Here is a 26028-nt window from a genome sequence, read left to right as displayed (position 1 = left end):
TTATGGTTCAATTAAATCAAAATTTTATCAACAATATCGCGCAAGAATTGCCATCACAGCTTTCTCTTGAAGAGTTTATTGCATTCTGTGACAAACCTCTGCGCCCGTCGCTTCGAGTCAATACGCTTAAAATCGACAGCGCTAGTTTGCTTGAGCGCATGCAGGCAAAAGGCTGGCAATTCGAACAAATTCCGTGGTGTCCCGACGGCTTTTGGTACCAGGCGCCTGACAGTGTCCAGGCTGGCAATACCGTAGAATATCTGCAAGGTTTATTTTATGTGCAGGAAGCCAGTTCAATGCTGCCGCCTATGGCACTGTTATACGATACGCACCTATCCACCGTGCTGGATATGGCATCGGCGCCAGGTTCTAAAACAACCCAGATTGCGGCAATGATGCACAATGAGGGCACGCTAGTCGCCAACGAATACTCTGCCAGTCGTATTAAAGCATTACATTTCAATATTCAACGCATGGGTGTAAGTAATGCGGTAATGACACATTTCGATGCCCGAGTTTTTGGCGAATCACTGTATGAAACCTTTGATGCCATTTTGCTTGACGCCCCCTGCAGTGGCGAAGGCACGGTTCGAAAAGACCCGCAAGCACTGAAAAACTGGGATGCCAGTGAAATAGATATCATTGCCGCCACCCAAAGAGACCTAATTGAATCGGCCTTTCTGGCATTAAAACCCGGCGGGGTGCTGGTGTACTCCACCTGCACACTTAATAAAACCGAAAATCATGGTGTTTGTCACCATCTGAAACAGCAATTCGGGGATGCGGTTATATTTGAATCATTGATAGATCTGTTCCGTGGTGCTGACCAGACAGTCACCGACGAAGGTTTTTTGCACGTCTGGCCACAGGTTTATGACAGTGAAGGATTTTTTGTCGCAAGAATACGGAAAGCCACCTCTGTCCCACGCCAGTTACCAGCGCCGCAAACACGCGCAAATTTCCCGTTCCAGCCAGTCTCGACCAAACAGTATCAGTTGCTAATGGCCACAATAAACCCAATTATTGGTGTTGAATTACCCAAAACGAGGATATGGGTAAGAGACGATGAATTTTGGCTGTTCCCTGAGGGATTTGCTGAACTTATTGGCAAACTGCGCTACCAACGCATCGGGGTCAGACTGGCAACGGCTGAAAAACACGGCATCAAACTGCAACATGAGGCGGTAATGGCGCTAACTGTGGTCCCCAAACTGGCATTGTCTGTCGATGAAACACAAGCAGAACAGTACATGATGGGCAGAGATATTATGCTGAGCGTGCCGGAAAAGGCCCAAGGTGAACGCGTTTTGGTCTGGCAACAACAAGTGTTAGGAATGGTAAAACACCTAGGAAATAGATTGAAAAATCAGCTACCTAGAAATTTAGTGCGCGATAATATCAGCAATAATGAAGCGTAGTGCCACCACCTTATTATTCATTTTAGATATTAATTATAACTAAAAAAACTATTAATAACGCAGCATTTGCCAGTGGATTTAACATCATAGGCTAAAATTCAAGCAGAGATCGCAATCCTGTCATATCTCAACTTAAGCGCACGGCTCGTCAAGAGCCATTCCCCTGGGCCCAAAACAATAGGAATAGTTTTGGGCCTTTTTTTTCGGTTAAATTCTACCCGCTAATGCTGCCGCATCACGAAATAACCTGAAAAAGTTGTCAGTCGTATATGCGGCTAACTCGTCCAAGGGTTCTTGCCGCAAGTCCGCAACAAACTGCGCAACATTACGCACAAATGCTGGCTGATTCTCCTTTCCCCGATGAGGTATTGGCGCTAAATAAGGCGAATCTGTTTCCACCAGTAGTCGTTCTTTAGGGATCTGCTTAATCACGCTACGCAGTGCATCAGCATTTCGAAACGTTACAATACCGGAAACCGAAATGTAAAAGCCGAGCGCCATTGCAGCCTGAGCCATTTCCAGTGATTCAGTGAAACAATGCAAGACACCGCCACATTTCTCTGCGTGACCATTTCGCAAAATAGCCATGGTATCTTCTTGCGCATCTCGGGTATGGATGATCAATGGTTTATTTATTTCAGTTGCCACTGCCACCTGCTGTTCAAAACATTGCTGCTGCACTGTTTTACTGTCTGGGGCATAAAAGTAATCCAATCCCGTCTCACCAATCGCCACTACGCGGGGATCAGCAGCATGTTGCTTCAGTTGCTCAATCGATAAGCCCGCTTCGACATCTAATGGGTGTACTCCGGCAGACAAAAATACCTGTGAATGAGTAGCCATTTTGTCTCGCATTGACGGAAAGTCCTGCTGGCGTACGTTGACGCAGAGAAACCAATCCACACCACGAACTTTGGCATCATTGATAATTTGTTGGAGAGAGTCTTGATCCGGTGCAGCTTTCAAGCGATCAAGATGACAATGGGAATCGACTAACACAAACAAGCCCTGAGGAAATTAAGCGAAGGGGCCCAAGAATATCCCGCTACATAGTGCAGGTCAAATCGCCGGAGGCAAGTTCTCGAGATAAGAGATTTTCTATGCGTTGCTTGTGTTCCTGCGCCTCGGACACAATTTTCACTCCAACACCCGCAGGCCGTCCACCGGAGGCACCTAACGGGTTGATCCACACCACAATCCCCTGAAATTCATTAATGCCCGTCGAGCCTGGCAAGCGATAGCCAATACGCATCTCCTGCCCTAGGAAATGGCCTTCAGTGGTAGTCACGAACAACCCTGCCGGTTGGATAAACGGCATATAGGCACGATATAACTGATGCAAGGTGTCGAAATTTACAATCAAATCAACCATAGGCTACTTTTATTTTTTCATTCTCTTGTATTCTAAGACATAACTTTGGCAAAGCGCCAGATAATTGACATTAGACATCTGCATAAGTTGCTGATTATCTCTCATCACCTGACCAGCGAGCTGTGCCAAATGCAGCTTAATTAACGGGTCTAATTGCGTTTGCTGTATCTCTTCCTGTAGCACTTGATATAACAGTTTTAATACATCAAACAGCTGCTCCACATTCAGATTACTAAGCTTTTGGCTCAAGTGACCGCTGCTCAGACTCTGTTGCCATGCGGTCTTAAGTTTCTTCAGCTCGGCAAAATACCCTTCTTTAATATACTCAGCTAACGTCAGAGCACCGCCAGCGACCGGCAAGCACCAGCTTATATCTTCATCAAGCTGCGGATATTGCTGTTGCAACCATTGTGTAATTAATTGAACCGAAGGCCGGACAATTTTTAACTGCTGACAGCGGCTGACAATGGTAGGTAACAACGCACCAGGGCGATCGCTTTGCAGTAACAGCAAGGTACCAGCACCCGGCTCTTCAAGCGTTTTTAGCAAAGCATTGGCAGCGGCTGTATTCATTCGTTCACACTGCAATATCAATGCCACACGATAGCCGCCCTGCTGTGCTGTCACATTAAGTGACTGACACAGACTACGCACTTGCTCCACTTTAATTTGGCTGCCATCTGCTTGTAACAAATGGAAATCTGGATGATTTCCAGCCACAAAGAGTTGGCAACTTTTACAGTGGCCGCAAGGCTGGCCAGATTGAGATGCGGTACAAAGTGATAACTGCGCCATATATTGACCCAGCCGCACACCGCCATCAGCTTCGGGTAAGGTTAGCAGTATTGCATGCGGCACCTGCCCCTGCTGTCGCTGGTGCACAAACTGTTGCTTCGCATCCCGTAACCAGGGCAAATCTAATAGCATCGCGCTCATACTCTTAAGTGCTGGTTTAATGCTGACAAAATATCTTCATGAACCTTTGGCAGCGGTTGATTGGCATCTATCACCACAATCGAATCATCTGCTGCTGCCAGACTCAGATAAGTCGCCCGGGCCCGCTCAAAAAAACTCAGCGCTTGTTGTTCGATACGATCTAATTCGCCACGGTTCGCAGCTCTGGCCATGCCGATTGCGGGCGGGATATCCAGATAAAGCGTCAAATCTGGCCTAAAACTGCCAAGAGTGGCTGCACTAATGGTCTGGACTAATGACATTAAGCCTCGACCACCGCCTTGATAGGCCAACGAAGATAAGTTGTGACGGTCGCCAAGAACCCAGTCTCCACCTGCTAATGCTGGCTTTATCACATTAGCGACCAGCTGTGCCCGCGCTGCATACATCAATAGGCACTCGGCTTCGTCACATAAAGGATCGGTGGCATCAGCTGTTTTAACCAAAGTACGGATTTTTTCGGCTAAGGGTGTACCTCCGGGTTCACGGGTACACACGGGTTCTTGTCCCACCAGCTCTGTAATAAATGCCTTTACCAATGCCATAGCGCTGGATTTTCCAGCGCCTTCAAGTCCTTCAATAACAATAAATTTTCCTGTTGAAAGCTCAGCCTGCATTATTTTCTTCTTCTCTGATAACGATCTACGGCGCGATTATGCTCTGCTAAGGTCTCAGAAAATACGTGAGAACCATCATTACGTGATACAAAATAAAGATACTTTACATCGGCGGGATGTGCAGCAGCTAACAATGATTCCTTACCCGGGGCGGCGATTGGCGTGGGGGGCAGACCCTGAATTCGATAAGTATTAAACGGGGTTTCCTGTTGCAGATCTTTTCGCGTGATGTTGCCATCAAACGCATCCCCCATGCCATAAATCACCGTAGGATCTGTCTGTAAACGCATCCCTTTGCGAAGCCGGTTAATAAATACTGCCGAGATCAAGCTTCGCTCGTCCGCCTTTCCGGTTTCCTTCTCAATGATTGAGGCAAGGATCAACAATTGATAAGGGGTTTCAAGCGGCAATCCTTGGTCTCGCCCATTCCAGATAGTCTGCAGTTGCTGCTGCATCATCTGATAACTTTGTGTCAATAAGCTGCTGACATCAGTTCCGGCGCGATATTGATAGGTATCTGGGAAAAATTTGCCTTCAGGTTTAGCCGAGGTATCCCCCTGCTGCTGCAGTACGGTGATAAAAGGCTGCGGGTCCATGCGTAAATGGGGTAACTGCTGCAAGTACTGTTGCCATTCCTTGACCGTTTTACCTTCCACCAACGTGAAACTGAAGCGTTTTTCATCCCCGGCAACAAGTTTGGTTAACAGTGATAACGGCGTATCTCCAGGATTAATTTCATACAACCCTGAACGAATAGCGGTAAGTTGTGGTTGCCATTTACCGAGTAACTTCCATCGCCAGTCATATTGTAACAACCCCCGTTGTTGCAATTCCTGACCTAACCGATGATAAGAGGTACCATGCTCAAGCTGTAATTCTTGTGGCATATCCAGTACCAGTGCCGAACGGCTATACTGCTGCAATTGCTGATAACCCCATAAGCCCAAGCCTAACAACAATGTCAGTACGGTAAAAAATACGGCAACCGCTACCAAGATCCATTTTTTCATAACTGAATAGCGAGATTTTCCCTTAATTGTGCACTACCCGGCCAGACGGCAAAATGGTATGAATCAGCAGCGATAACATCCACAGTGCCTAACAAACTGTTGCTGATAAATAAATGTGAGACCCGAGCAAGCCAGTCATAAGTGACAGGCACCACTTGGACATGAACGCCCATGGCTAACAAGGTCATAATGACTTGTTGCCGCATTACGCCCGAGACACCGCAGTTATTCATTGCTGGCGTTAATGCCTGCCACTGGTCATTTTCATCTTGAAACAGCAAAAACAGATTGGCCATTGAGGATTCCACCAGCCATCCATCGGTATCGCAAACCAGCCAATCGTCACAATCTTCATCGAGCGCGTAACTTTTGATTAGCACCTGCTCCAGGCGATTAAGATGTTTCATGCCTGCCAGTAACGGTTGCTTGGCCAGCTGGACAGTTGATGTCTGCAACTTGATGCCCTGTTGTTGCCAGGAAGTGTAATGCACGGGTATAGGACTGAAACTGACCACTTCGGTGACTTGTGGCGCGGTTGGCGGAGCGTAACCACGCCCACCAACACCTCGACTCAGTTGTAGTTTTAAGCAATGACGGGGAAAACGGCCAGCAGTTTCAGTCAATAACGTCAGTAAGGTTTCTGATGGCTGCCAGGAAAAACCCAATCTTGCCGCACCATCAGTAAGGCGTTGCAAATGACATGAGAGAAACTGTATCGCACCAGCTCCATCGACGGCCATGGTAGCGAATAAGCCATCACCATAGGTGAAAGCACGATCACGGACATCGATTGTGTCAGCTGGTTTGCCGTTTACCCACACCGAACCCATAAAGGAAGATCAGTCCTGGCTGATACGGCTGGCAACCGCATCCTGCTGATCTTTGTACTTGGCATTTTTACGTGCGTTGTAGGGTTTAGCGACTGGATGATTGAGCTTATCGAAGTTCAAGGCACCAATCGTCATCATTGGCCGTAACGCTAACGGCAATTTACCACTGTTAAAAAATTCGAGGACAATTTTACCTTTCCAACCCGGATCAATACGATGAGCCGTAACATGTACCATCAGACCGAGCCGCGCAAGCGATGAACGGCCATCGAGCCAGCCAACAATATCTGCCGGCAGCTGCACACTTTCATAGGTCACAGCGAGCGCCAATTCTCCTGGATGCAGAAAAAAAGCCTGACCATCGGCGATGTCAATTTGCTCGCTCATCACACTGTCCAGCGCTGCCTGAACTTCTGCTTTGGGGCCAGACAGGTCGATATAGGCCGCAGTATGATCTTTAAATACGCGGAACTGATGACCAAGCCGCACATCCACACTGACACCACTGATAGCGTCACTGGAAGGGCGTGGCTCTATCACAATACTGCCTTCATCAAGGCTCTGTTCTATTTCGATGTCCGTTAATCTCATTTGGCCCTGTCTCCCGGGTCTTTATCTGGAAAGTAAATGCTGAATACGTGTTTTCAGAATATCGGTGGCAATGCGGTTTTTACCGCCACGAGGCACAATAATGTCTGCATATTGTTTTGACGGCTCAATAAATTGCAGATACATCGGCCGCACGGTGTTCTGGTACTGCGTCAGAACTGACTCCATGGTCCGGCCACGCTCTTCTACATCTCGCCGTAAGCGCCGGATCAGACACACGTCCAGAGGTGTATCCATAAAGACGCTGGCATCCATCAACTCTCGCAGCCGAGTGTCGGTCAACAACAGAATACCTTCGAGAATAATGACCTTTTTCGGTGTCATCAACAACGACTCCCCTGTGCGAGTATGTTCAACATAACTGTAACAGGGAATTTCGACCGGCTTGCCATCTTTAAGATTTTCTAAGTGACGCGCCAGCAACTGATGATCTAGCGCTTTGGGGTGATCATAATTGGTCAACACCCGCTGTTCCATCGGCAGATGGCTTTGATCACGGTAGTAGCTATCTTCGCTAATCACCCCGATTTCGTTAGTCCCGAGATCCCGGCACAACTCCTCGTAGATGGTTCTTGCTATGAGGCTTTTGCCAGACGCCGAAGCGCCGGCAATGCCAATTATCACACTGTGAGTAGAGCTCATTCTGCTTTATTCTTCCTCAGAAATCGCAATAGATACAGTACTTTGTTGCTGCTGCAACGCCAGTCCGGCGGCGACTTTGCGAGCAATGTCGCGATAGATACCGGCAACCTCACCATCGACGTCAGCGACGACGGTCGGCACACCGTTATCCATATTTTCGCGAATGCTACCATTTAACGGTAATGCGCCCAACAATGGCACGTTATAACGCTGCGCAATGCGAGAACCACCTTCGCTACCAAACGGATATTCTTTGTGACCGCATTCAGGACACAAGTAGAAACTCATGTTCTCTACTACACCAAGCACTGGAATATTGACCTTTTCGAACATCGAGATGCCTTTTTGTGCATCGGCTAACGCAATGTCCTGTGGTGTAGTGACAATCACCGCACCGCTAACCGGTACTTTTTGTGACAGAGTCAGCTGAATATCGCCTGTGCCTGGCGGCAAATCGATCACCAGATAATCCAGATCCTGCCATAAAGATTCATTCACTAACTGCAACAATGCACCGGCTGCCATAGGACCACGCCACACGGCGGCTTCATCACCAGAAAGCAAAAAGCCAATACTCTGCGCACTGATACCATGCGCATTAGCGCAAGTCATGTGTTTACCATCAGGTGACAATGGGCGGTAATCGGTGATCCCAAGCATCATCGGCACTGAGGGACCATAAATATCCGCATCCAAAATACCGACATTGGCACCTTCAGACGCCAACGCCAACGCTAAGTTGACTGAAGTGGTCGATTTACCGACACCGCCTTTACCTGAGGCTACTGCAATTACTTGTTTCACATTAGGAATAGGTGGAATACTGCCACTGGCAGAATAGGACTTCACACTAAAGTCCATTTCGGCTTCAACTTCTTCAATACCGTCAATTTTGGCGAGTTCCTGAGTCAGAGCCATCACGGTATCACGATATTGAGTTTCACATGGGTATGGATATACCAAGCCTAATTGTAGCTGAGTGCCATTCATTGCCAGCTTGGTAACGCAGCCCGCATCGACCAAGCCCTGTTTCAGGTAAGGATCCTGATAGGCATTGAGCGTGGCAAGTACTGGACCGAGAAGTTCGTCGCTAAGACGATAGTCCTGAGATGCAGAAGACAAAATATAATCCCCTTGAGATAAAGTTGATCAAGTGTACCAGATATTATCCGCTGATTTGGAATAGATTTAGCCCATCAAGCTCACACCATGATGAAAATGGCGCAGGGATCGGTTAGTATCTAGGCCATTATTTTTAGGGCCCTTTAAACAGATCAGAAACAAGATGTCAGATTCGAAACGCAAGATCCTCGTTACCAGTGCATTACCTTACGCAAATGGCTCCATCCATCTGGGGCATATGCTTGAACATATTCAGACCGATATCTGGTCACGCTTTCAAAAATTGCGTGGTCATGAGTGCTATTACATCTGCGCCGATGATGCACACGGCACCCCCATCATGCTTAAGGCCCAGCAGATGGGGATCACCCCAGAACAGATGATTGCCGACGTCAGCAAGGAACATCAGGCGGATTTTGCCGGATTCAATATTAGCTACGACAACTATCACAGTACTCATAGTCCTGAAAACCATGAAATCGCCAATGAGATCTATCTGAAATTGCGAGAAAATGGTTTTATCAAACAGCGCACTATCAGTCAGCTGTATGATCCGGAAAAGCAGATGTTTCTGCCGGACCGTTTTGTTAAAGGCACCTGTCCGAAGTGTAAGGCTGAAGGCCAATATGGCGATAACTGCGATAATTGCGGCGCAACCTATAGCCCAACCGAGCTTATCAACCCACGCTCTGCAGTTTCTGGTGCCACTCCCGTACTGAAGGAATCCGTGCATTTCTTCTTCGATTTACCGGCATTTGAAGACATGCTGAAGAACTGGACTCGCTCTGGTTCTCTGCAAACAGAGATTGCGAATAAACTGAACGAATGGTTCGAACAGGGATTGCAACAGTGGGATATTAGCCGCGATGCGCCCTATTTTGGCTTTGAAATACCCGATGCCCCCGGCAAATATTTTTATGTGTGGCTGGATGCACCTATCGGTTACATGGGCTCGTTTCGGAATCTGTGTAATAAACGTCCAGAACTGGATTTCAATGAATTCTGGGGTAAGGATTCTACCGCAGAAGTCTATCACTTCATCGGCAAGGACATTGTGTACTTCCACAGTCTGTTCTGGCCGGCCATGCTCTATGGGAGTGGCTACCGCCAACCAAATAGCGTATTCACCCACGGTTATGTGACCGTGAATGGCGCCAAGATGTCAAAATCGAAAGGGACCTTCATTAAGGCGCGTACCTATCTGGAGCACCTAGATCCTGAATATCTGCGTTATTATTACGCGGCAAAGCTGTCAAATGGCATTGACGACCTTGATCTTAACCTGGAAGATTTTGTCAGCCGGGTCAACGCTGATTTGGTGGGCAAACTGGTAAACCTCGCTAGTCGTACCGCTGGTTTTATTACCAAACGTTTTGATGGCAAGTTAGCTGCGGTTAACAATAGCGCATTAAGCAACACATTCTTGGCAAAGGCCGATGTGATCGCCGAACTCTACGAAAACCGTGAATACAGCAAGGCGATTCGCGAAATTATGACACTGGCGGATTTGGCAAATGCTTATGTAGCCGATGAAGCGCCATGGCAGCTGGTAAAAGCTGACGAAACCTTAAGTCGCGCACATGAAGTATGCTCCAACGCCATCAATCTGTTCCGTATTCTGGCAACCTATCTGAAGCCAGTGGTGCCTAGGCTGGCAGCTGACGTTGAAGCTTTCCTTGGACTGGAACTGACCTGGGATGGCTTAACGCAGGATCTGGCCGGACATGCCATAAATCCATTCAAGCCTATGATGCAACGTGTCGAACTGGACAAAGTGAATGCGATGGTAGAAGCCTCCAAAGAAAACTTGCAAACGGCGGCAGCGCCAGAAGTTCAAGCTTCACCATTGGCAGATGATCCAATCAGTGCAGAAATTGCTTACGATGATTTTGCAAAAGTGGACTTGCGGATCGCACTCATCAAGCAAGCTGAACTGGTGCCAGAAGCTAGCAAATTGCTGAAACTCCAATTAGATATCGGCGGAGAAACCCGTCAGGTTTTTGCGGGTATCAAATCTGCTTATAATCCAGAAGACTTGGTTGGCAAACTCACCGTAATGGTAGCGAATCTGGCTCCGCGCAAGATGCGTTTCGGCATGTCTGAAGGCATGGTGCTGGCAGCAGGTCCCGGCGGTAAAGATCTATGGATATTAGAACCGCATGAAGGCGCCCAACCGGGTATGCGCGTGAAATAATATTCGAAAGGCCGCAATCTGCGGCCTTTTTTAATCATTATTCTGGCAGACCACTACACCGGATTCGCAATATCAATGAACGTGTGTTCTAAGCCAAATTGCTGCGCCAAGTGCGCCCCTAATGCCTGAATGCCATAAAGCTCGGTTGCATGATGGCCTGCAGCATAATAATGGATACCCTGCTCTGCCGCGCTGTGGAAAGTACGCTCCGATACTTCACCACTGATAAACGCATCTACGCCAAGTTCATAAGCCTGATCGATATAATCCTGCGCACCGCCAGTGCACCAGGCAACCGTACGGATATCTTTGCGCGGTGCAGGTAGATGCAAGGGTTTACGTCCTAACTTGGCGGCTATCCATTCGGCGAAACGCTCAGGGGACATGCTATGCGGGAGATAACCTCGCCACAGCAATTCCTGCGGGAGCGAGCTTACCGGAGCCGCCTCTTGTAATCCGAGTTGCACCGCTAAAGTGATGTTGTTGCCGACCTGCGGGTGGGCATCTAATGGCAGGTGATAACCGAACAGGTTGATATCATTCACCAGCAAAGATTTTATCCGTCGCTGTTTCATTCCAACCAATACCTGAGGTTCGCTTTTCCAGAAAAAGCCGTGATGTACCAATATTGCATCCGCCTGGCAGGCAATAGCCGCGTCTATCAGCGATTGACAAGCAGTCACCCCGGTGACGATACGGTTTATCTCAGATTTGCCTTCGACTTGCAGACCATTGGGAGCGTAATCCCGAAATTTATCGACCTGTAAAAATTCCTGCAAATATTGCTGTAACTCTGACCGCTGCATCTGTTCATCCGGTTAAATAGGTTTGCATTATGGTAGCACATGCCTGGTTACTACTCGCAGTAGCACTAAAGTATCAACCATTCTCAATGGTTAAATTCAGTAACCTTTCCAGCAATTTCTGTTACCAAATTGGACATTTCTGCAACTTGCCCGATAAAATTACTCACAAATACCAAAATTCATTATCGAAAAAGACGGATAGAATCGTATGACAACACTCACCAAAGAAAATGTAATCAGCCAGTTGGAAACGTTGCTCAGTGCCAAAGATGGCAAGCAAGTTACCGTCGAACAAAGTGGCAGCTGGTACAAAATTGATGGCGGGAAGTCCGTACGCTTTAGCGAATTGGAACAGATGTTGGCAGAATGTGTCGTGGTTCCCGCAGTTAAACCACCGGCAAAAACTGCGGCCAAACCAGCCAAGAAGGTTAAGCCAGCCAGCAACGGTGGTAAGACACCAAAAGAGATTTGGCGTGAGAAATTGTCAGCCAATCCCGGCAATCAACTGCCTCGTGGCTTCTAATCCTGATTTTGTAAATATAAAAGGCGCTAATAAGCGCCTTTTTATTGATTACATGGCTTTATCGACCCGTACGCTGCCCTTTAGGTAAACAACCCGGACTTCATCACCGGGATTGAATGGCATTCCTGGATCTTTGTCCTGGATGATCATCACCTGAGTGTTGTCTTCCTGACGGATCATTAGTTCAATAAGCTGTGTTTGACGATAATAACTGCCGCTACCACTGTTACTGCCAATCCCGGCACCCACAATTGCGCCTAATACCGTAGCGACATCACGCCCATTTCCGCTCCCGAACTGATGACCAATCACGCCACCGAGTAATGCACCACCAAAGGTACGCCAACCGCTGTTTTTATCCTCTACCAGTTGCTGTTGGGTGATATCTCTTACCGATATCACCGAACCATACAACACCTTCTCGACAGGCACTGCTTGGTTACGGTCGTAACCAGCCTGTGCTGACACCATGAATAAGGTCGATAACACAAATACACTGAATAATGTTTTCCACATAGCCGGATTTCCGCTAATTTAATAGGTAAGCCCGTCAATTAATAATACGCAATCGTGAACTCGCTGTCCTTCATTAATAACACCATGGAACCATTTCCATCTCCGGAATTGGCACTGAAGGATCCCAATGGCTTACTGGCCATCGGTGGTGATCTGCATCCTCAACGTTTGCTGAACGCCTATTACGAAGGGATATTCCCCTGGTTTAATCAGCATGATCCCATTCTGTGGTGGTCACCAGATCCTCGGGCGATATTTATTCCTGGTAGTGTGAATATTGCCAGAAGCTTACGCAAATACCTGCGTAAACAGCCTTGGCGTATCACGATAAATCACGCATTTGCTGATGTTGTCGCCGGCTGCGCTATGCCGCGTAAGGGACAGGATGGCACCTGGATCACCGGGGAAATCCGACTTGCCTACCAAGAGCTACATCAAATGGGGCGAGCACACTCATTTGAAGTCTGGCAAGGTGAACGATTGATTGGCGGATTATATGGACTGGACGTGGGCCAGGTATTTTGCGGCGAGTCGATGTTTCATCGGGAAACAAACGCCTCAAAAGCGGCATTTATCGCATTGCACCAACATGCCCTCGCAAAAGGTTACAAGTTGATCGACGCCCAGGTGATGAATCCACATCTGTCTTCTTTGGGTGCCAAGTCGATTGAGCGCAAACAGTTTTTGGAGCTGCTTTACCGTTACCGAGATGGAGAAGCAATGCCCGGAAGCTGGGCAGCAAGTGAGGTCAATCTTGAACTCTGAGCCGCAGACAGTTGCTGTAGGCATTACCCCCCCCTTCAGCTGCAGTTACTTCGCTGAACGCCAAGAACAGTTAATTGTTATCCAACAGGAACTGTTACAACTGCCGTTATACGAGCGACTACTCGCCATGGGATTTCGTCGTAGTGGTGAAGCGGTGTACCGTCCGCATTGTCCGGGATGTCAGGCTTGCCAGTCGTTACGTATCCCATTAGCAGATTTCAAGCCATCTCAACGCCAGAAACGCACACTGGCGCATAATCAGGATTTAGACGTCCGGATTACCGACAGCTACCAGGATGCACACTATGCGCTATATGACCGCTACATTCGCACTCGTCATCAGGATGGCAGCATGTATCCGCCGAGTCTGGAACAGTATCAGCATTTTCTGAGCAGTCAGTGGTTACAGCCGCGATTTATAGAACTCTTGCTCCATGGGCAGTTAGTCGGCGTCGCAGTCACGGATGTTTTACCCAACAGTCTGTCGGCCGTTTACAGTTATTTTGATCCGGATATGGAGAAGCGTTCGCTTGGCAGTATGATGATCCTCACTCAGTGCCGCTTGGCACAAGAGTGGCGTAAACAGTACCTTTATTTGGGATATCAGATAGATAATCATCCGAAGATGGATTACAAACGGCTATATCGCCCCTATGAAATCTTAACGGAACAAGGCTGGGAAAAAAGCGATTGTCTGGCCTCTCACCCTTTACACACTCGGTAATTTGCGGCATGATACGGCGGTTTTTTACCTACCAGGCTAACAGGACAATTTATTAATGGCGAAAGAAGACAGTATTGAGATGCAAGGAACCATTTTGGAAACCTTGCCAAATACAATGTTCCGGGTTGAATTGGAAAATGGTCACGTTGTGACTGCTCATATCTCCGGTAAAATGCGTAAAAACTACATCCGAATTCTGACCGGTGACAAAGTTACAGTTCAATTGACTCCATACGATCTGAGCAAAGGCCGCATCGTATTCCGCGCACGCTAATCATCTTCTTCATCGACGACCTGGCACTATAGCTTGGCTATATGTGTTACTGGCAGGTGTTTTCCTGCGATTGCCTGAAGTACCGGATTTTCGTAAAAAAATGGCTGCTAAAAGCAGCCATTTGCATTAATGCGTTAGAGGTTATGAAACCTTTTCTAATTCATCAATTTGAATATCGAGTTCCCCATCTTTGACATCCACTCGAGCAACGCCACCGGCCTCGAGTTTGCCAAAGAGGATCTCATCAGCCAAAGGCCGTTTAAGCAGATCTTTGACAACTCGCGCCATAGGTCTAGCGCCCATGGATTTGTCATAGCCCTTTTCAGCCAACAGTGTCCGCGCTTCATCACTAACTTCCAGCGTAACACCCTTCTGATCCAGCTGTGCCTGTAGTTCTACCAAGAACTTATCGACCACCTTCGCAATAATGGTCATATCCAGACTGTTGAACCAGATAATGGCGTCCAAACGGTTACGGAACTCAGGTGAAAAGATACGATTGATTTCTGACATCGCATCAGAGCTGTGATCCTGCTGTTTAAAACCAATTGACTTACGCACGGTTTCCTGAACCCCGGCGTTGGTTGTCATCACCAGCGTAACATGGCGGAAGTCTGCTTTACGTCCATTGTTATCAGTCAGTGTGCCGTGATCCATTACCTGCAACAACAAGTTATAGATATCCGGGTGGGCCTTTTCTATTTCATCCAGCAATACCACGCAATGAGGATTCTTGATAACGGCATCGGTCAATAGTCCCCCTTGGTCAAAGCCAACATATCCTGGCGGAGCACCAATTAAGCGAGAGACAGTATGACTTTCCATGTACTCGGACATGTCAAAACGTACCAACTGCAAGCCAAGGCATTGTGCCAACTGATTAGTAACTTCGGTTTTACCCACGCCGGTAGGGCCAGCGAACAAGAAACTACCAACAGGCCGATTTTCGTTGCCTAAACCACTACGCGCAAGTCGAATGGACGCGCTCAGGCTTTCGATGGCTTTATCCTGACCAAATACCACCATCTTCAAATTACGCTCAAGGTTTTTGAGCATATCTTTTTCGGTGGATGATACAGATTTTTCTGGAATCCGCGCCATCTTAGCAATAACCGCTTCAATCTCCAGTTCACCAATGGTTTTCTTGCGCCGACTCTGGGGCATCATCGCCATACGGGCACCCGCTTCGTCGATCACATCAATCGCCTTGTCTGGCAGATGCCGATCGTTAATATGGCGATCCGATAATCTCGCAGCGCTAGCCAGTGCGGCATGGGTATAGCGCACGTTGTGGTGCTGTTCGTAACGAGACTTCAGACCTTCGAGGATCTTGGTGGTTTCGTCCACACTTGGTTCAACAATGTCCACTTTCTGAAAGCGGCGCGCTAATGCCCGATCCTTTTCAAAAATACTCTGATATTCCTGGAAAGTGGTGGAGCCCATACAGCGCAAACTGCCTGAAGACAATAAGGGCTTCAGCAGATTAGAAGCATCCATTACGCCACCAGACGCCGCTCCCGCACCAATAATGGTGTGAATTTCATCGATGAACAGAATAGCATTTTGATCAGACGTCAGTTCCTTTAATAAGTTCTTGAATCTTTTCTCAAAATCACCACGATATTTAGTGCCTGCCAGCAGTGCACCCATGTCCAAAGAATAGACAGTTGCGTCCTTGATAATTTCCGGAACTGCATTGTTGACAATTCGATAAGCTAAACCTTCAGCAATGGCGGTTTTACCAACCCCTGCTTCACCCACCAGCAGTGGATTGTTTTTACGACGCCGACAGAGGATCTGAATTGAACGTTCAATCTCGTTATCACGTCCAATAAGCGGATCAATTTTGCCTTGCTGCGCCAGTTCATTGAGGTTGCTGGAAAACTGTGACAGCATGCTGCGTTCTTCTGGGGCATCAGCCTGCTCTTCCACATTTTCCTGGGCAGGACTGTTGTCACTCTCTTCGTTTTTGGCAACACCATGAGAGATATAATTCACAACGTCCAGCCGCGTCACGTCATATCGACGCAGCAGGTAGACCGCTTGTGATTCTTGCTCACTGAAAATTGCTACCAGGACGTTAGCACCGGTCACTTCATTACGGCCAGAGGACTGCACGTGAAATACCGCGCGCTGCAATACCCGTTGGAAACCGAGCGTTGGCTGGGTTTCACGATCGTCTGCAGGGTCGGTAATAACCGGGGTAGTTTGCGCGATAAACGCGGCCACATCTTCCCGTAACTTTTCAATATTGGCACCACAGGCCAACAGCGCATCCCGAGCTGCGGGGTTATCGATAAGTGCCAACAACAGATGTTCTACGGTCATATATTCATGCCGTGCATCCCTGGCTTGCTGAAACGCCAGGTTCAAGGTCACTTCCAAATCTTTGTTCAGCATACGCACCCCCTAACCACAGTGATAAGCTTATTTACGCTTTCTCTAACGAACACAGTAACGGATGTTGGTTTTGCCTGGCAAATTGATTTACCTGAGCCACTTTGGTTTCGGCAATCCCGAACGGATACAGTCCACATACTGCTTTACCCTGATGGTGCACCATCAACATCAGATCGGTAGCCTCCTGTTCATTTTTACCGAAAAACAACTGGATAACTTCTACAACGAAGTCCATCGGCGTGTAATCGTCGTTATTCAAAATTACTTTATACATTGGAGGTGGTTGCAGCTCCTGCGCGATACTGCTTTCCAACTGCTCAATTTGACCGCTTTTACTCATGCTTAAATACTAGCCTCTGTCCACTGACCTTACCAAATAACTGGGGCAGTGACGTGCTTGAAAAATAAATTTGATCTTGCTCTCACTATAACGCGCTTCTGACAAAATTGTCTAAGCCCATTAGTAAACAAATATGGTCAACCACGACCGCATTCAATCCCTGATATCAATACAATAGTGTATGTCATCGCGACATAGTTTAAAGTTTGACCGATTCCATTGTTGATTTTTTGTTAATTTAACGCTTGACTTCCCATGCAACTGCTTACATCCTGTACAGCGAGTGGTGAGCAGTCAGCTCAATTTTGTGCTGATTGTTTGAGTGGGATGCAGACATAGAAGGAAGTAGATGTATGGCAAGCGGAACTGTTAAGTGGTTCAACAACGCCAAGGGATTCGGGTTTATCTGCCCTGATGAAGGTGGTGAAGACGTATTCGCGCACTATTCAACCATTGACATGGATGGTTATCGCACATTAAAAGCTGGCCAGCCAGTTGAATTTGAGGTTGAGAAAGGTCCAAAAGGCATGCATGCCTCATCCATTTCTCCCGTCAAATAACGAAATAAAAATTATAAAGTAAAGGCGGGTTAACCCCGCCTTTTATTTTAGCTATTGTTGCTAGGCCCGCGACTGCGACTCACACCGCAGTCGTTCAATACAACCTTAAGCATCCATTACAGCATTCAGTGTGGCGCTTGGGCGCATCGCCGCAGAAGCCAACTGATGGTCTGGTCGATAGTAGCCTGCCATTTCAACCGCACTTCCCTGCACACCATTCAGTTCTGCCACAATCTGCTCTTCCTTAGCGATCAAGGCATCCGCGATTGGTGCAAAATGCTGCTGCAATGCAACATCCGCATCCTGTGCCGCCAGCGCTTTCGCCCAATATTGTGCCAAGAAATAATGACTGCCGCGGTTATCCAGTTCACCGACTCGGCGTGAAGGTGACTTGTTGTTATCCAGGAACTCCCCAATGGCTTGATCCAAGCAATCTGCCAGCACCTGAGCCTTAGCATTACCCGTTGTCTGACTCAAATGTTCCAGAGATGCTCCCAGCGCCAAAAATTCACCCAGCGAATCCCAACGCAAATGGTTTTCTTCAACAAACTGCTGCACATGTTTAGGCGCACTGCCACCCGCACCCGTTTCAAATAAACCACCACCATTCATCAACGGCACAATAGATAACATTTTGGCGCTCGTCCCCAACTCAAGGATTGGGAACAAGTCGGTCAGATAATCACGTAATACGTTACCTGTAACGGAGATAGTATCTTTACCGGCTTTCATACGAGTTAGCGACAAATGTGCTGCGGCTTTAGGTTCCAGGATCTGAATATCCAGACCACGGGTATCTTCTTCAGGCAGATACGCTTTTACCTTAGCTATCACTTGCGCATCATGGGCACGGTTCTCGTCTAGCCAAAATACCGCTGGGGTATTGGACAGACGGGCACGACGTACTGCCAATTTTACCCAGTCACGGATGGGCGCATCTTTGGCCTGACACATACGCCAGATATCACCCTGCTCTACTTCATGCACCATCAATGCTTCGCCAGCGGCATTGAGCACTTTCACCACGCCAGCGGCAGGAATTTCGAAAGTCTTGTCATGGCTGCCGTATTCTTCCGCTTTTTGTGCCATCAAACCGACATTAGGAACAGTACCCATTGTCGCCGGGTCAAAAGCGCCATGTTCTTTACAGAAGTTAATCGCTTCGTCGTAAACTCCCGCGTAACAACGATCTGGGATCATTGCTTTGATATCATGCAGTTGACCATCAGGCCCCCACATTTTGCCACCGGCACGGATGGCAGCAGGCATTGATGCATCAATAATCACATCACTTGGTACATGCAAGTTCGTAATGCCTTTGTCGGAATTGACCATCGCTAACGGAGGTTGTACTTCATAAACCGCAGCAATGTCAGCTTCAATCGCGGCTCTCTCGGTAGATGGCAGTTCCGCAATACGGGCGACTACATCACCAAAACCGTTATTAACATCGACACCAATGGCTTTAAAAGTGTCCGCATGTTTGGCAAACAAAGCCTTGTAATAAGCTTTAACGGCGTATCCGAAAAGTACTGGATCAGATACTTTCATCATTGTCGCTTTCAAGTGCAGCGATAACAGCACACCTTCTGCTTTTGCCGCAGCAATCTCTTTTTCATAGAACGCACTCAATTCGCGCACATTCATTACCGAAGCATCAATGATTTCACCGGCGAGCAATTTCAGACTCGGCTTTAACGTAACCTTGTTACCGTCATTCTGTTCCAATACGATTGATACCGTATCAGCAGCCGGCATCGTCACTGACTTTTCACTGCCGTAAAAATCTCCATGGTCCATATGCGCGACATGAGACTTAGAATCCTTGCTCCAGGCACCCATAGAATGAGGGTGTTTACGTGCATATTGTTTCACCGAGGCTGGTGCTCGGCGGTCAGAGTTCCCTTCACGCAATACAGGGTTTACAGCACTGCCTTTAATTTTGTCATAACGAGACTTAACGTCTTTCTCTTCATCATTTGCAGGTTCTTCTGGGTAATCCGGCAGCACATAACCCTTAGCCTGTAATTCTTTAATACAAGCTTTTAGTTGTGGGATGGAAGCACTGATGTTCGGTAACTTGATGATATTGGCTTCAGGGGTGGTCGCCAGAGCACCAAGCTCAGCCAAATGATCGTCAATACGCTGTTCTGCGGTCAGGCGCTCAGGGAACGCGGCAATCACACGGCCAGACAAAGAGATATCGCGAGTTTCAACATTGATGCCGGCGCTTTTGGTGAAGGTCTTGATTATCGGTAGCAGGGATAGGGTCGCCAACGCAGGCGCTTCATCTGTTTCCGTATAGATGATGGTGGGAGTTTTATCGGTCATTTTGGGTCCTACGTTCGTTTGCTTGAAATAGAGACAATTGCTTCCCGTTTTAAACTGCTGTCTCGGTTACCAATAAAATGCCTTTCTATCAATAAATCCGACAAGCGGTTCGACTCACCAAAAACGGGTCTTAGATCACATTTTGGCGAACATCATAGAGCATTCTGCACAAGATTCAAATTCCGTAAGCAGCTTCAATCCTTAGACGATTGTCGCAGGTATGTTAAGATCTGCGTCATAGTACACCGCCTGAGTTACCTGCTAGCACAATGAAACCCCGTGACCGTCGTTCGCCGTCTTCTATCAATAGTGTGCGTCCAACTACCTCAAGCAAACACCACCGAGAGATTAAAGCGGCGCTTTCGCTCGAGGAGACCAAGGTTTTATTGTTCAACAAACCGTTTGACGTGTTGTGCCAGTTTACCGATGAAGGTGGTCGTAAAACCTTAAAAGACTTTATAGATGCACCGAGCGTATATGCTGCCGGAAGGTTAGATCGCGACAGTGAGGGCCTGTTGTTACTCACCAACAATGGCAAGTTGCAAGCAAAACTGACCACACCGCAACGCCATACCTTCAAAACCTATTGGGTACAGGTTGAAGGCGACGTGAGTGAAATAGCACTGGAACAATTACGCCAGGGCGTTGAATTAAAAGATGGTATGACACTGCCCGCCCAAGTTAGAAGAATTGAGCCGCCAGTAATATGGCAACGCATACCTCCTGTACGCGAACGTAAATCAGTGGCTGATTGCTGGCTGGAAATAAAAATTCGCGAAGGCCGTAATCGCCAGGTCCGCCGCATGACTGCGCATGTTGGTTACCCTACGCTACGGCTAATCCGTTACGCCATTGGAAATTACTCGCTCGATATCAATGGTCAACGCCTGGCAAACGGAGCTTATCTGGAATTGACACCACAGCAGATTGAGGCACTTTGGCAATGAGTAATATTGCAGTCAGGGACAAAGTCAGATACCGGCCTAATGTAACGGTTGCCTGTGTTATCGAGGCCGAAAACAAATTTCTGATGGTAGAAGAATGGATTAATGGCGAGCAAAAATTTAACCAGCCTGCAGGACACTTAGAGGCCGGAGAAAGTCTTACCATGGCCTGCGCCCGGGAAATTATTGAAGAAACCGGTTTAGCGCTGCAACCACAGCAATTACTGCGCATAGATCAGTACAATGCCAATGCCGAACTAGCATTTCTGCGCTTCACTTTCTGCTGCCAACTGCCCGCATGTCGCAGTGCAGCCCCGCAAGATGCCGACATCACGGCAACACACTGGCTTAGTTTTGACGAGATTTGCGCCTTGGGGAGTAAGCTACGTAGTCCGTTGGTCGCCGAAGTGATCCGCAGTTATCGCCAAGGACCGCGTTATGACCTGGAATTGTTAAATTGGCAATTCCTGGCATTAGCAGGTGGCGTTAAGCCGTGATAGAATACGCGACCAATTATCCGGGTTAACTGTTGCCAGATTGCCATCAACTCATTGAGCGGCAAGCAGCTTTCCATTGCTACTTTAATTATGTGGTGACAGCAAACAACTTAACCCTGTCGATGTTTAACGGTGAACCAGGTTTTATGACATTTATCGATCCCAATCCTTCTGCAAAAAAAGTTATCGTCGGCATGTCCGGTGGCGTTGACTCCTCGGTATCAGCTTACTTGCTGAAACAGCAGGGATACCAAGTGGAAGGACTCTTTATGAAAAACTGGGAAGAGGACGATGATACCGAGTATTGCTCCGCAGCAGCGGATCTGCAGGACGCTCTGGCAGTATGTGACAAATTAGGGATCAAACTGCATACCGTCAACTTTGCGGCTGAATATTGGGACAACGTCTTCGAGTATTTTCTGGAAGAATACAAAGCCGGACGCACCCCTAACCCAGACATCATGTGTAACAAGGAAATCAAATTTAAAGCTTTCCTTGATTTTGCTGACGACATTCTCGATGCCGATTACATTGCCATGGGCCATTATGTGCGCCGCGGTGAGCTTAACGGTAAAACCACATTACTGCGTGGTGCAGATAGTAATAAAGACCAGAGTTATTTCCTTTACACCCTAGGTCACGAGCAGCTTTCTCGTAGCCTGTTCCCTGTCGGTGATATTGAGAAGCCTCGAGTACGGGAAATAGCCAAAGAACTTGGGCTGGTAACGGCAGATAAAAAAGACAGTACCGGGATCTGTTTTATCGGCGAACGTAAATTCAGTGAATTTCTCAGTCGTTATCTGCCAGCACAACCCGGCAATATTGAAACGGTCGAAGGTGAAATCATCGGCCAACATCAGGGACTGATGTACCATACATTGGGCCAACGTAAAGGTTTGGGTATCGGTGGTACCAAAGACGGCAATGAAGAGCCATGGTATACCGTTGATAAAGATCTTGAACGTAATGTTTTAGTAGTAGCCCAGGGACATCATCACCCACGCTTGATGTCTGATGGACTCATCGCGCATCAATTACATTGGGTGGATCATCTGGGTCCCGTTGACGGGCAACAACTCACGGTAAAAACCCGTTATCGTCAACCGGACATTGGTTGCCGGGTTCACTATAATGGCAAAGATGAAATAAAAGTGATCTTCGACAATCCCGTTGCAGCTGTCACCCCTGGACAATCAGCGGTATTCTACAATGGTGGAATCTGCCTCGGTGGCGGCATCATAGATAGTCTGATAAGAGAGTAATCAGTGAAAACACTGCATGACAGAACCATGGCACTGGCAGCAACCCTGCAGGCTGTTGCTCAGGTTCAGTACATTGCCCGTCACGGTGAAACCGATGACGAACAACTGGCTGCTGCGCTGAACACCATTTTAGTGACAGACCCTGACAGCATTGATGATATCTATCCCGACAAAAAAGTGCTAGCAAACGGTTACCGCTGGGTGATCAACCAGCTTGGCGATAATCACCAGAAAGATGTCGAGATCACTCGTTATCTGGTGGGCTTACTGGCGCTGGAGCGCAAACTCAGCCGCAATAATGCCGCACTGGCGATGATGTCGGAACGCATCCAGCAAATCCATAGGCAACTGCAGCACTTCACAATCACCGATGAACAAGTGATCGCCAATTTTGCCGATATCTATAGCGATATCATCAGCAATCTCGGTCCAAAAATTCAGATTTCCGGGAATCCCCATATTCTGCAACAAAAGTCGGTACAAAATAAAATACGTGCACTGCTGCTGGCAGCAATGCGCAGCGCCGTGCTTTGGCGACAACTGGGTGGGAAACGCCGACAACTGGTGTTTTCGCGTAAAGCCATCGTCGATACGGCCAATAACAGCCTCTCCCTATATTAAAAGCCAAGTTCATCAAGGAGCTTACAATGGATCTTTCCGCACTGACTGCTATCTCCCCGGTTGACGGGCGCTATGGCAATAAAACCACCGAACTTCGGGGGATATTCAGCGAGTACGGTCTCAGCAAATATCGTGTTCAGGTCGAAATCAACTGGTTGAAATTATTGTCCAGTTGTCCAGATATTGAAGAGGTTCCGCCATTTAGCGAACGAGCACTGGCACAGCTTGACAGCATTCGCGATAACTTCAGTGTGGAAGATGCACTACGCGTTAAAGCGATTGAAGCGACCACCAACCACGATGTAAAAGCGGTCGAATACTTCATCAAAGAAAAAATTGCCGATAATGCTGAACTGAAAGCCGTCAGTGAATTTGTTCACTTTGCCTGTACGTCTGAAGATATCAATAACCTGTCTCATGGTCTGATGTTGACTGAAGCCCGCGCGAATGTGTTGCTGCCCTACTGCCGCAAGATTGTTGACGCGGTTAAAACCCTAGCAAAAGCTTACAAAACTGTACCACTGATGTCCCGTACCCATGGTCAGCCAGCTTCACCTTCCACTTTGGGCAAAGAGATGGCTAACGTTGCGGTGCGCCTGGAACGGCAGATGAAACAGATTGAAGCTGTTGAGATCATGGGTAAAATTAATGGTGCAGTGGGTAACTACAACGCCCACCTGTCGGCCTACCCAGAGGTGGACTGGCATACCTTGTCTCAACGCTTTGTTACCAGCCTCGGGCTGAACTGGAACCCTTACACCACGCAGATTGAACCACATGACTACATCGCCGAATTATTTGATGCTGTCGCTCGTTTCAATACTGTGTTGCTCGATTTTGACCGCGATATCTGGGGTTATGTCGCGCTGGGTCATTTCAAGCAGAAAACCATTGCTGGGGAAATCGGTTCCTCTACCATGCCGCACAAAGTCAATCCTATCGACTTTGAAAACTCCGAAGGCAATCTGGGGATTGCCAATGCCCTGATGCAGCATTTAGCCGCAAAATTGCCCGTTTCTCGCTGGCAGCGCGACCTCACTGATTCCACCGTATTACGTAATCTTGGGGTTGGTTTTGCGCACTCGCTCATCGCTTACCAGGCGACGTTAAAAGGCATCAGCAAACTGGAAGTAAATGAAGCCCATTTGCGTGATGAATTGGATCACAACTGGGAAGTGTTGGCCGAGCCAGTGCAAACCGTTATGCGCCGTTATGGCATTGAAAAACCATATGAAAAACTTAAAGAGCTGACTCGTGGTAAGCGCATAGACGCAGCACAAATGGCAGCCTTCATCGACAACCTGGCCTTGCCAGATGAAGTAAAAGCTGAGCTGAAACGACTTACGCCAGCCACCTACATTGGTCGCGCTGAAGCCTTTGTTGATGATCTGAAATAAATCGCCACAAACTTTCACAGGCGGTACCTCGTGTACCGCCTTTTTTCATTCGGACAGGCAAATCATGTATCAACTCACCATAGATAAAGACAAATTTCTGAAGGAAATCTGGCAACAAAAGCCGGTCATTTTCCGTCAGGCATTCAAAGATTTTGCCGATCCAATCGCGGCAGATGAATTAGCTGGATTGGCGTGTGAGGAGGAAGTTGCTTCCCGCGTAGTCGTCACCCAAGACAAGGGTAAAAACTGGCAGGTGATCAATGGACCATTTGAAGATTATGACCAATATGGTGAGGAAAACTGGCAGTTGCTGGTACAAGCTATCAATCATTGGTATCCAGACTGCCAGCCATTAGTTGAAGCGTTTCGCTTTCTGCCAGACTGGCGTTTTGACGACCTGATGGCTTCGTTTGCTACACCTGGTGGTGGTGTCGGTCCACACATCGATCAATATGATGTTTTTATTATCCAAGGTGAGGGTCGCCGTCGCTGGACCGTTGGCGATATTGGCAGTTATCAACAACGCGGAGGCGTCACTACCTCGCCGCTGATTGAAAATTTTGAACCAATTATCGACGAGATCCTTGAACCGGGCGATATGTTGTATATTCCACCAGGATTTCCGCATCAAGGATTCACGTTGACGCTGGCCATGTCTTATTCCATCGGCTTTCGAGCACCCAGTCAGCAAGAGTTGCTGTCATCAATGGCCGATTACCTGATTGACTGTAACCAGGGACAGCAACGATATACGTCAACATCAGAACCATCACAACCTGGTATGGTGCCACTGGCACAACAGCAAGGGCTGATGACGTTGTTGACCGCGTTAGCACAAGCGCCTGAAACCTACCAAGCCATGTTAGGAAAACTGCTGAGTCAAAACCGCTTTGAGCTGGATATCTGTGAGGCCGAGCGCATTGATGCTGAGGAACTACAACAGGCATTACAGGATGGTGCGGTGATCAGCCGTATCGGTGGTCTGAAAGTGCTGCTGTTAGAGAATGATGCAGCAGATCGACTGTTCATTAACGGTGATAGTTTTGATTTTGCGGCTGAAGACCGAGACTATGCTGAAATTCTGGCAAACCACACCAGCATCGATAGCGAAATCGCCCTGGCGATGTTGCAGCGAAATAGCATCAACGCACTACTGCTGAAACTACTGGAGTTGGGTTACTGTTACCTGGCAGAAGCTGAGTAACTCGTTATCTATTTATGGTTTTTGTCTCGTCCTAATATAGGTTGACAGTTTTTAGGCCAGCTCCCGTAGCTGGCCTTTTCTATTGTGCACCTGATT

The 26028-nt window shown here is 47.8% G+C and carries 27 protein-coding genes; 13 read left to right on the top strand and 14 right to left on the bottom strand.

The genetic code is table 11. The features are described 5' to 3' along the window. The first annotated feature begins 2 nt into the window (after positions 1-2). On the top strand, positions 3-1418 hold the full coding sequence (rsmF, locus tag PY479_RS13465; protein ID WP_212593613.1) for a 16S rRNA (cytosine(1407)-C(5))-methyltransferase RsmF: 1416 nt from the start codon (positions 3-5) through the stop codon (positions 1416-1418). A 207-nt stretch (positions 1419-1625) separates the two neighbouring features. Here the strand turns inward: rsmF and PY479_RS13460 are convergent, their stop codons facing one another. Genes PY479_RS13460 through apbC form a run of 9 tightly spaced genes read right to left on the bottom strand, consistent with a single transcriptional unit; the run spans position 1626 to position 8574 of the window. Continuing rightward, positions 1626-2417, bottom strand: coding sequence for a TatD family hydrolase (locus tag PY479_RS13460; protein WP_275484088.1), 792 nt, complete (start codon positions 2415-2417; stop codon positions 1626-1628). Between the two features lie 46 nt (positions 2418-2463). Then, the gene (locus tag PY479_RS13455; protein ID WP_212593615.1) at positions 2464-2790 is read right to left on the bottom strand and encodes a PilZ domain-containing protein; all 327 of its coding nucleotides are present in this window, start codon (positions 2788-2790) and stop codon (positions 2464-2466) included. A 9-nt stretch (positions 2791-2799) separates the two neighbouring features. Then, on the bottom strand, positions 2800-3726 hold the full coding sequence (gene holB / locus PY479_RS13450) for a DNA polymerase III subunit delta' (RefSeq protein ID WP_212593616.1): 927 nt from the start codon (positions 3724-3726) through the stop codon (positions 2800-2802). Continuing rightward, a complete protein-coding gene (gene tmk / locus PY479_RS13445; RefSeq protein ID WP_275484087.1) occupies positions 3723-4361 on the bottom strand; it encodes a dTMP kinase in 639 nt (212 codons plus the stop codon). Before tmk ends, holB begins: the two co-directional genes overlap by 4 nt. Continuing rightward, a complete protein-coding gene (mltG, locus tag PY479_RS13440) occupies positions 4361-5371 on the bottom strand; it encodes an endolytic transglycosylase MltG (RefSeq protein WP_275484085.1) in 1011 nt (336 codons plus the stop codon). Before mltG ends, tmk begins: the two co-directional genes overlap by 1 nt. Beyond that, a complete protein-coding gene (pabC, locus tag PY479_RS13435; protein ID WP_275484084.1) occupies positions 5368-6201 on the bottom strand; it encodes an aminodeoxychorismate lyase in 834 nt (277 codons plus the stop codon). Before pabC ends, mltG begins: the two co-directional genes overlap by 4 nt. 9 nt (positions 6202-6210) lie before the next feature. Beyond that, the gene (dcd, locus tag PY479_RS13430) at positions 6211-6792 is read right to left on the bottom strand and encodes a dCTP deaminase (protein ID WP_212593620.1); all 582 of its coding nucleotides are present in this window, start codon (positions 6790-6792) and stop codon (positions 6211-6213) included. Positions 6793-6813: 21 nt separating this feature from the next. Further along, positions 6814-7452 (bottom strand): uridine kinase, encoded by a 639-nt coding sequence (udk, locus tag PY479_RS13425; RefSeq protein ID WP_212593621.1) that lies wholly within the window; start codon positions 7450-7452, stop codon positions 6814-6816. Positions 7453-7458: 6 nt separating this feature from the next. Further along, positions 7459-8574 carry an iron-sulfur cluster carrier protein ApbC gene (gene apbC / locus PY479_RS13420; protein ID WP_212593622.1) on the bottom strand — a complete coding sequence of 372 codons (1116 nt, stop codon included), beginning with the start codon at positions 8572-8574 and terminating at the stop codon, positions 7459-7461. A gap of 151 nt (positions 8575-8725) precedes the next feature. Here apbC and metG point away from each other — a divergent pair, with 151 nt between their 5' ends. Continuing rightward, complete coding sequence (metG, locus tag PY479_RS13415; protein WP_228730481.1) at positions 8726-10768, top strand: methionine--tRNA ligase; 2043 nt, start codon at positions 8726-8728, stop codon at positions 10766-10768. A 53-nt stretch (positions 10769-10821) separates the two neighbouring features. On the opposite strand, the gene PY479_RS13410 is transcribed toward metG, so the two are convergent. Next, positions 10822-11574 carry a Nif3-like dinuclear metal center hexameric protein gene (locus PY479_RS13410; RefSeq protein WP_275484082.1) on the bottom strand — a complete coding sequence of 251 codons (753 nt, stop codon included), beginning with the start codon at positions 11572-11574 and terminating at the stop codon, positions 10822-10824. A gap of 208 nt (positions 11575-11782) precedes the next feature. Here PY479_RS13410 and PY479_RS13405 point away from each other — a divergent pair, with 208 nt between their 5' ends. Continuing rightward, positions 11783-12097 carry a hypothetical protein gene (locus PY479_RS13405; RefSeq protein ID WP_275484080.1) on the top strand — a complete coding sequence of 105 codons (315 nt, stop codon included), beginning with the start codon at positions 11783-11785 and terminating at the stop codon, positions 12095-12097. A gap of 48 nt (positions 12098-12145) precedes the next feature. Here PY479_RS13405 and PY479_RS13400 read toward each other — a convergent pair whose 3' ends face one another. Further along, positions 12146-12613: a glycine zipper 2TM domain-containing protein gene (locus tag PY479_RS13400; protein WP_212593626.1), complete on the bottom strand. Its 468-nt coding sequence runs from the start codon at positions 12611-12613 to the stop codon at positions 12146-12148. A gap of 54 nt (positions 12614-12667) precedes the next feature. Between PY479_RS13400 and aat the strand changes: the two genes are divergently transcribed. From aat to infA, 3 genes are read left to right on the top strand one after another with little or no spacing between them, the layout of a single operon-like run. Further along, entirely contained in the window at positions 12668-13378 is a 711-nt protein-coding gene (gene aat, locus PY479_RS13395; RefSeq protein ID WP_212593627.1) for a leucyl/phenylalanyl-tRNA--protein transferase, read from the top strand. Next, entirely contained in the window at positions 13368-14102 is a 735-nt protein-coding gene (locus PY479_RS13390) for an arginyltransferase (protein WP_228730304.1), read from the top strand. The genes aat and PY479_RS13390 overlap by 11 nt, the downstream gene beginning before the upstream one ends. 55 nt (positions 14103-14157) lie before the next feature. Further along, positions 14158-14376, top strand: a complete 219-nt coding sequence (gene infA, locus PY479_RS13385; protein WP_037439960.1) for a translation initiation factor IF-1 — start codon at positions 14158-14160, stop codon at positions 14374-14376. Positions 14377-14517: 141 nt separating this feature from the next. On the opposite strand, the gene clpA is transcribed toward infA, so the two are convergent. Further along, complete coding sequence (gene clpA / locus PY479_RS13380; protein WP_212593628.1) at positions 14518-16776, bottom strand: ATP-dependent Clp protease ATP-binding subunit ClpA; 2259 nt, start codon at positions 16774-16776, stop codon at positions 14518-14520. Between the two features lie 31 nt (positions 16777-16807). Next, complete coding sequence (clpS, locus tag PY479_RS13375) at positions 16808-17116, bottom strand: ATP-dependent Clp protease adapter ClpS (protein WP_212593629.1); 309 nt, start codon at positions 17114-17116, stop codon at positions 16808-16810. A gap of 353 nt (positions 17117-17469) precedes the next feature. On the opposite strand from clpS, the gene cspD reads away from it, so the two are divergent. Next, positions 17470-17676: a cold shock domain-containing protein CspD gene (cspD, locus tag PY479_RS13370; protein WP_212593630.1), complete on the top strand. Its 207-nt coding sequence runs from the start codon at positions 17470-17472 to the stop codon at positions 17674-17676. 105 nt (positions 17677-17781) lie between these two features. Here cspD and PY479_RS13365 read toward each other — a convergent pair whose 3' ends face one another. Beyond that, complete coding sequence (locus PY479_RS13365) at positions 17782-20007, bottom strand: NADP-dependent isocitrate dehydrogenase (RefSeq protein ID WP_275484079.1); 2226 nt, start codon at positions 20005-20007, stop codon at positions 17782-17784. 269 nt (positions 20008-20276) lie between these two features. On the opposite strand from PY479_RS13365, the gene PY479_RS13360 reads away from it, so the two are divergent. The 6 genes from PY479_RS13360 to PY479_RS13335 all read left to right on the top strand — a co-directional run bounded on the left by PY479_RS13360 (position 20277) and on the right by PY479_RS13335 (position 25932). Beyond that, positions 20277-20954: a pseudouridine synthase gene (locus PY479_RS13360; RefSeq protein ID WP_275484078.1), complete on the top strand. Its 678-nt coding sequence runs from the start codon at positions 20277-20279 to the stop codon at positions 20952-20954. Continuing rightward, positions 20951-21448: an NUDIX hydrolase gene (locus tag PY479_RS13355; protein WP_275484077.1), complete on the top strand. Its 498-nt coding sequence runs from the start codon at positions 20951-20953 to the stop codon at positions 21446-21448. The genes PY479_RS13360 and PY479_RS13355 overlap by 4 nt, the downstream gene beginning before the upstream one ends. 146 nt (positions 21449-21594) lie before the next feature. Continuing rightward, positions 21595-22710, top strand: a complete 1116-nt coding sequence (gene mnmA / locus PY479_RS13350) for a tRNA 2-thiouridine(34) synthase MnmA (protein ID WP_275484076.1) — start codon at positions 21595-21597, stop codon at positions 22708-22710. A 3-nt stretch (positions 22711-22713) separates the two neighbouring features. Continuing rightward, the gene (gene hflD / locus PY479_RS13345; RefSeq protein WP_228730305.1) at positions 22714-23331 is read left to right on the top strand and encodes a high frequency lysogenization protein HflD; all 618 of its coding nucleotides are present in this window, start codon (positions 22714-22716) and stop codon (positions 23329-23331) included. Between the two features lie 26 nt (positions 23332-23357). Further along, a complete protein-coding gene (gene purB / locus PY479_RS13340) occupies positions 23358-24728 on the top strand; it encodes an adenylosuccinate lyase (RefSeq protein WP_275484075.1) in 1371 nt (456 codons plus the stop codon). Between the two features lie 64 nt (positions 24729-24792). Further along, on the top strand, positions 24793-25932 hold the full coding sequence (locus PY479_RS13335) for a cupin domain-containing protein (protein WP_275484074.1): 1140 nt from the start codon (positions 24793-24795) through the stop codon (positions 25930-25932). Positions 25933-26028: the final 96 nt, after the last annotated feature.

This window comes from Shewanella sp. A32, from assembly GCF_029167175.1.
In the GTDB taxonomy this organism is placed as follows: domain Bacteria; phylum Pseudomonadota; class Gammaproteobacteria; order Enterobacterales; family Shewanellaceae; genus Shewanella; species Shewanella yunxiaonensis.
The sequence above is the reverse complement of the archived record's forward strand: the minus strand, read 5'-3'. Positions and strand labels throughout refer to the sequence as shown.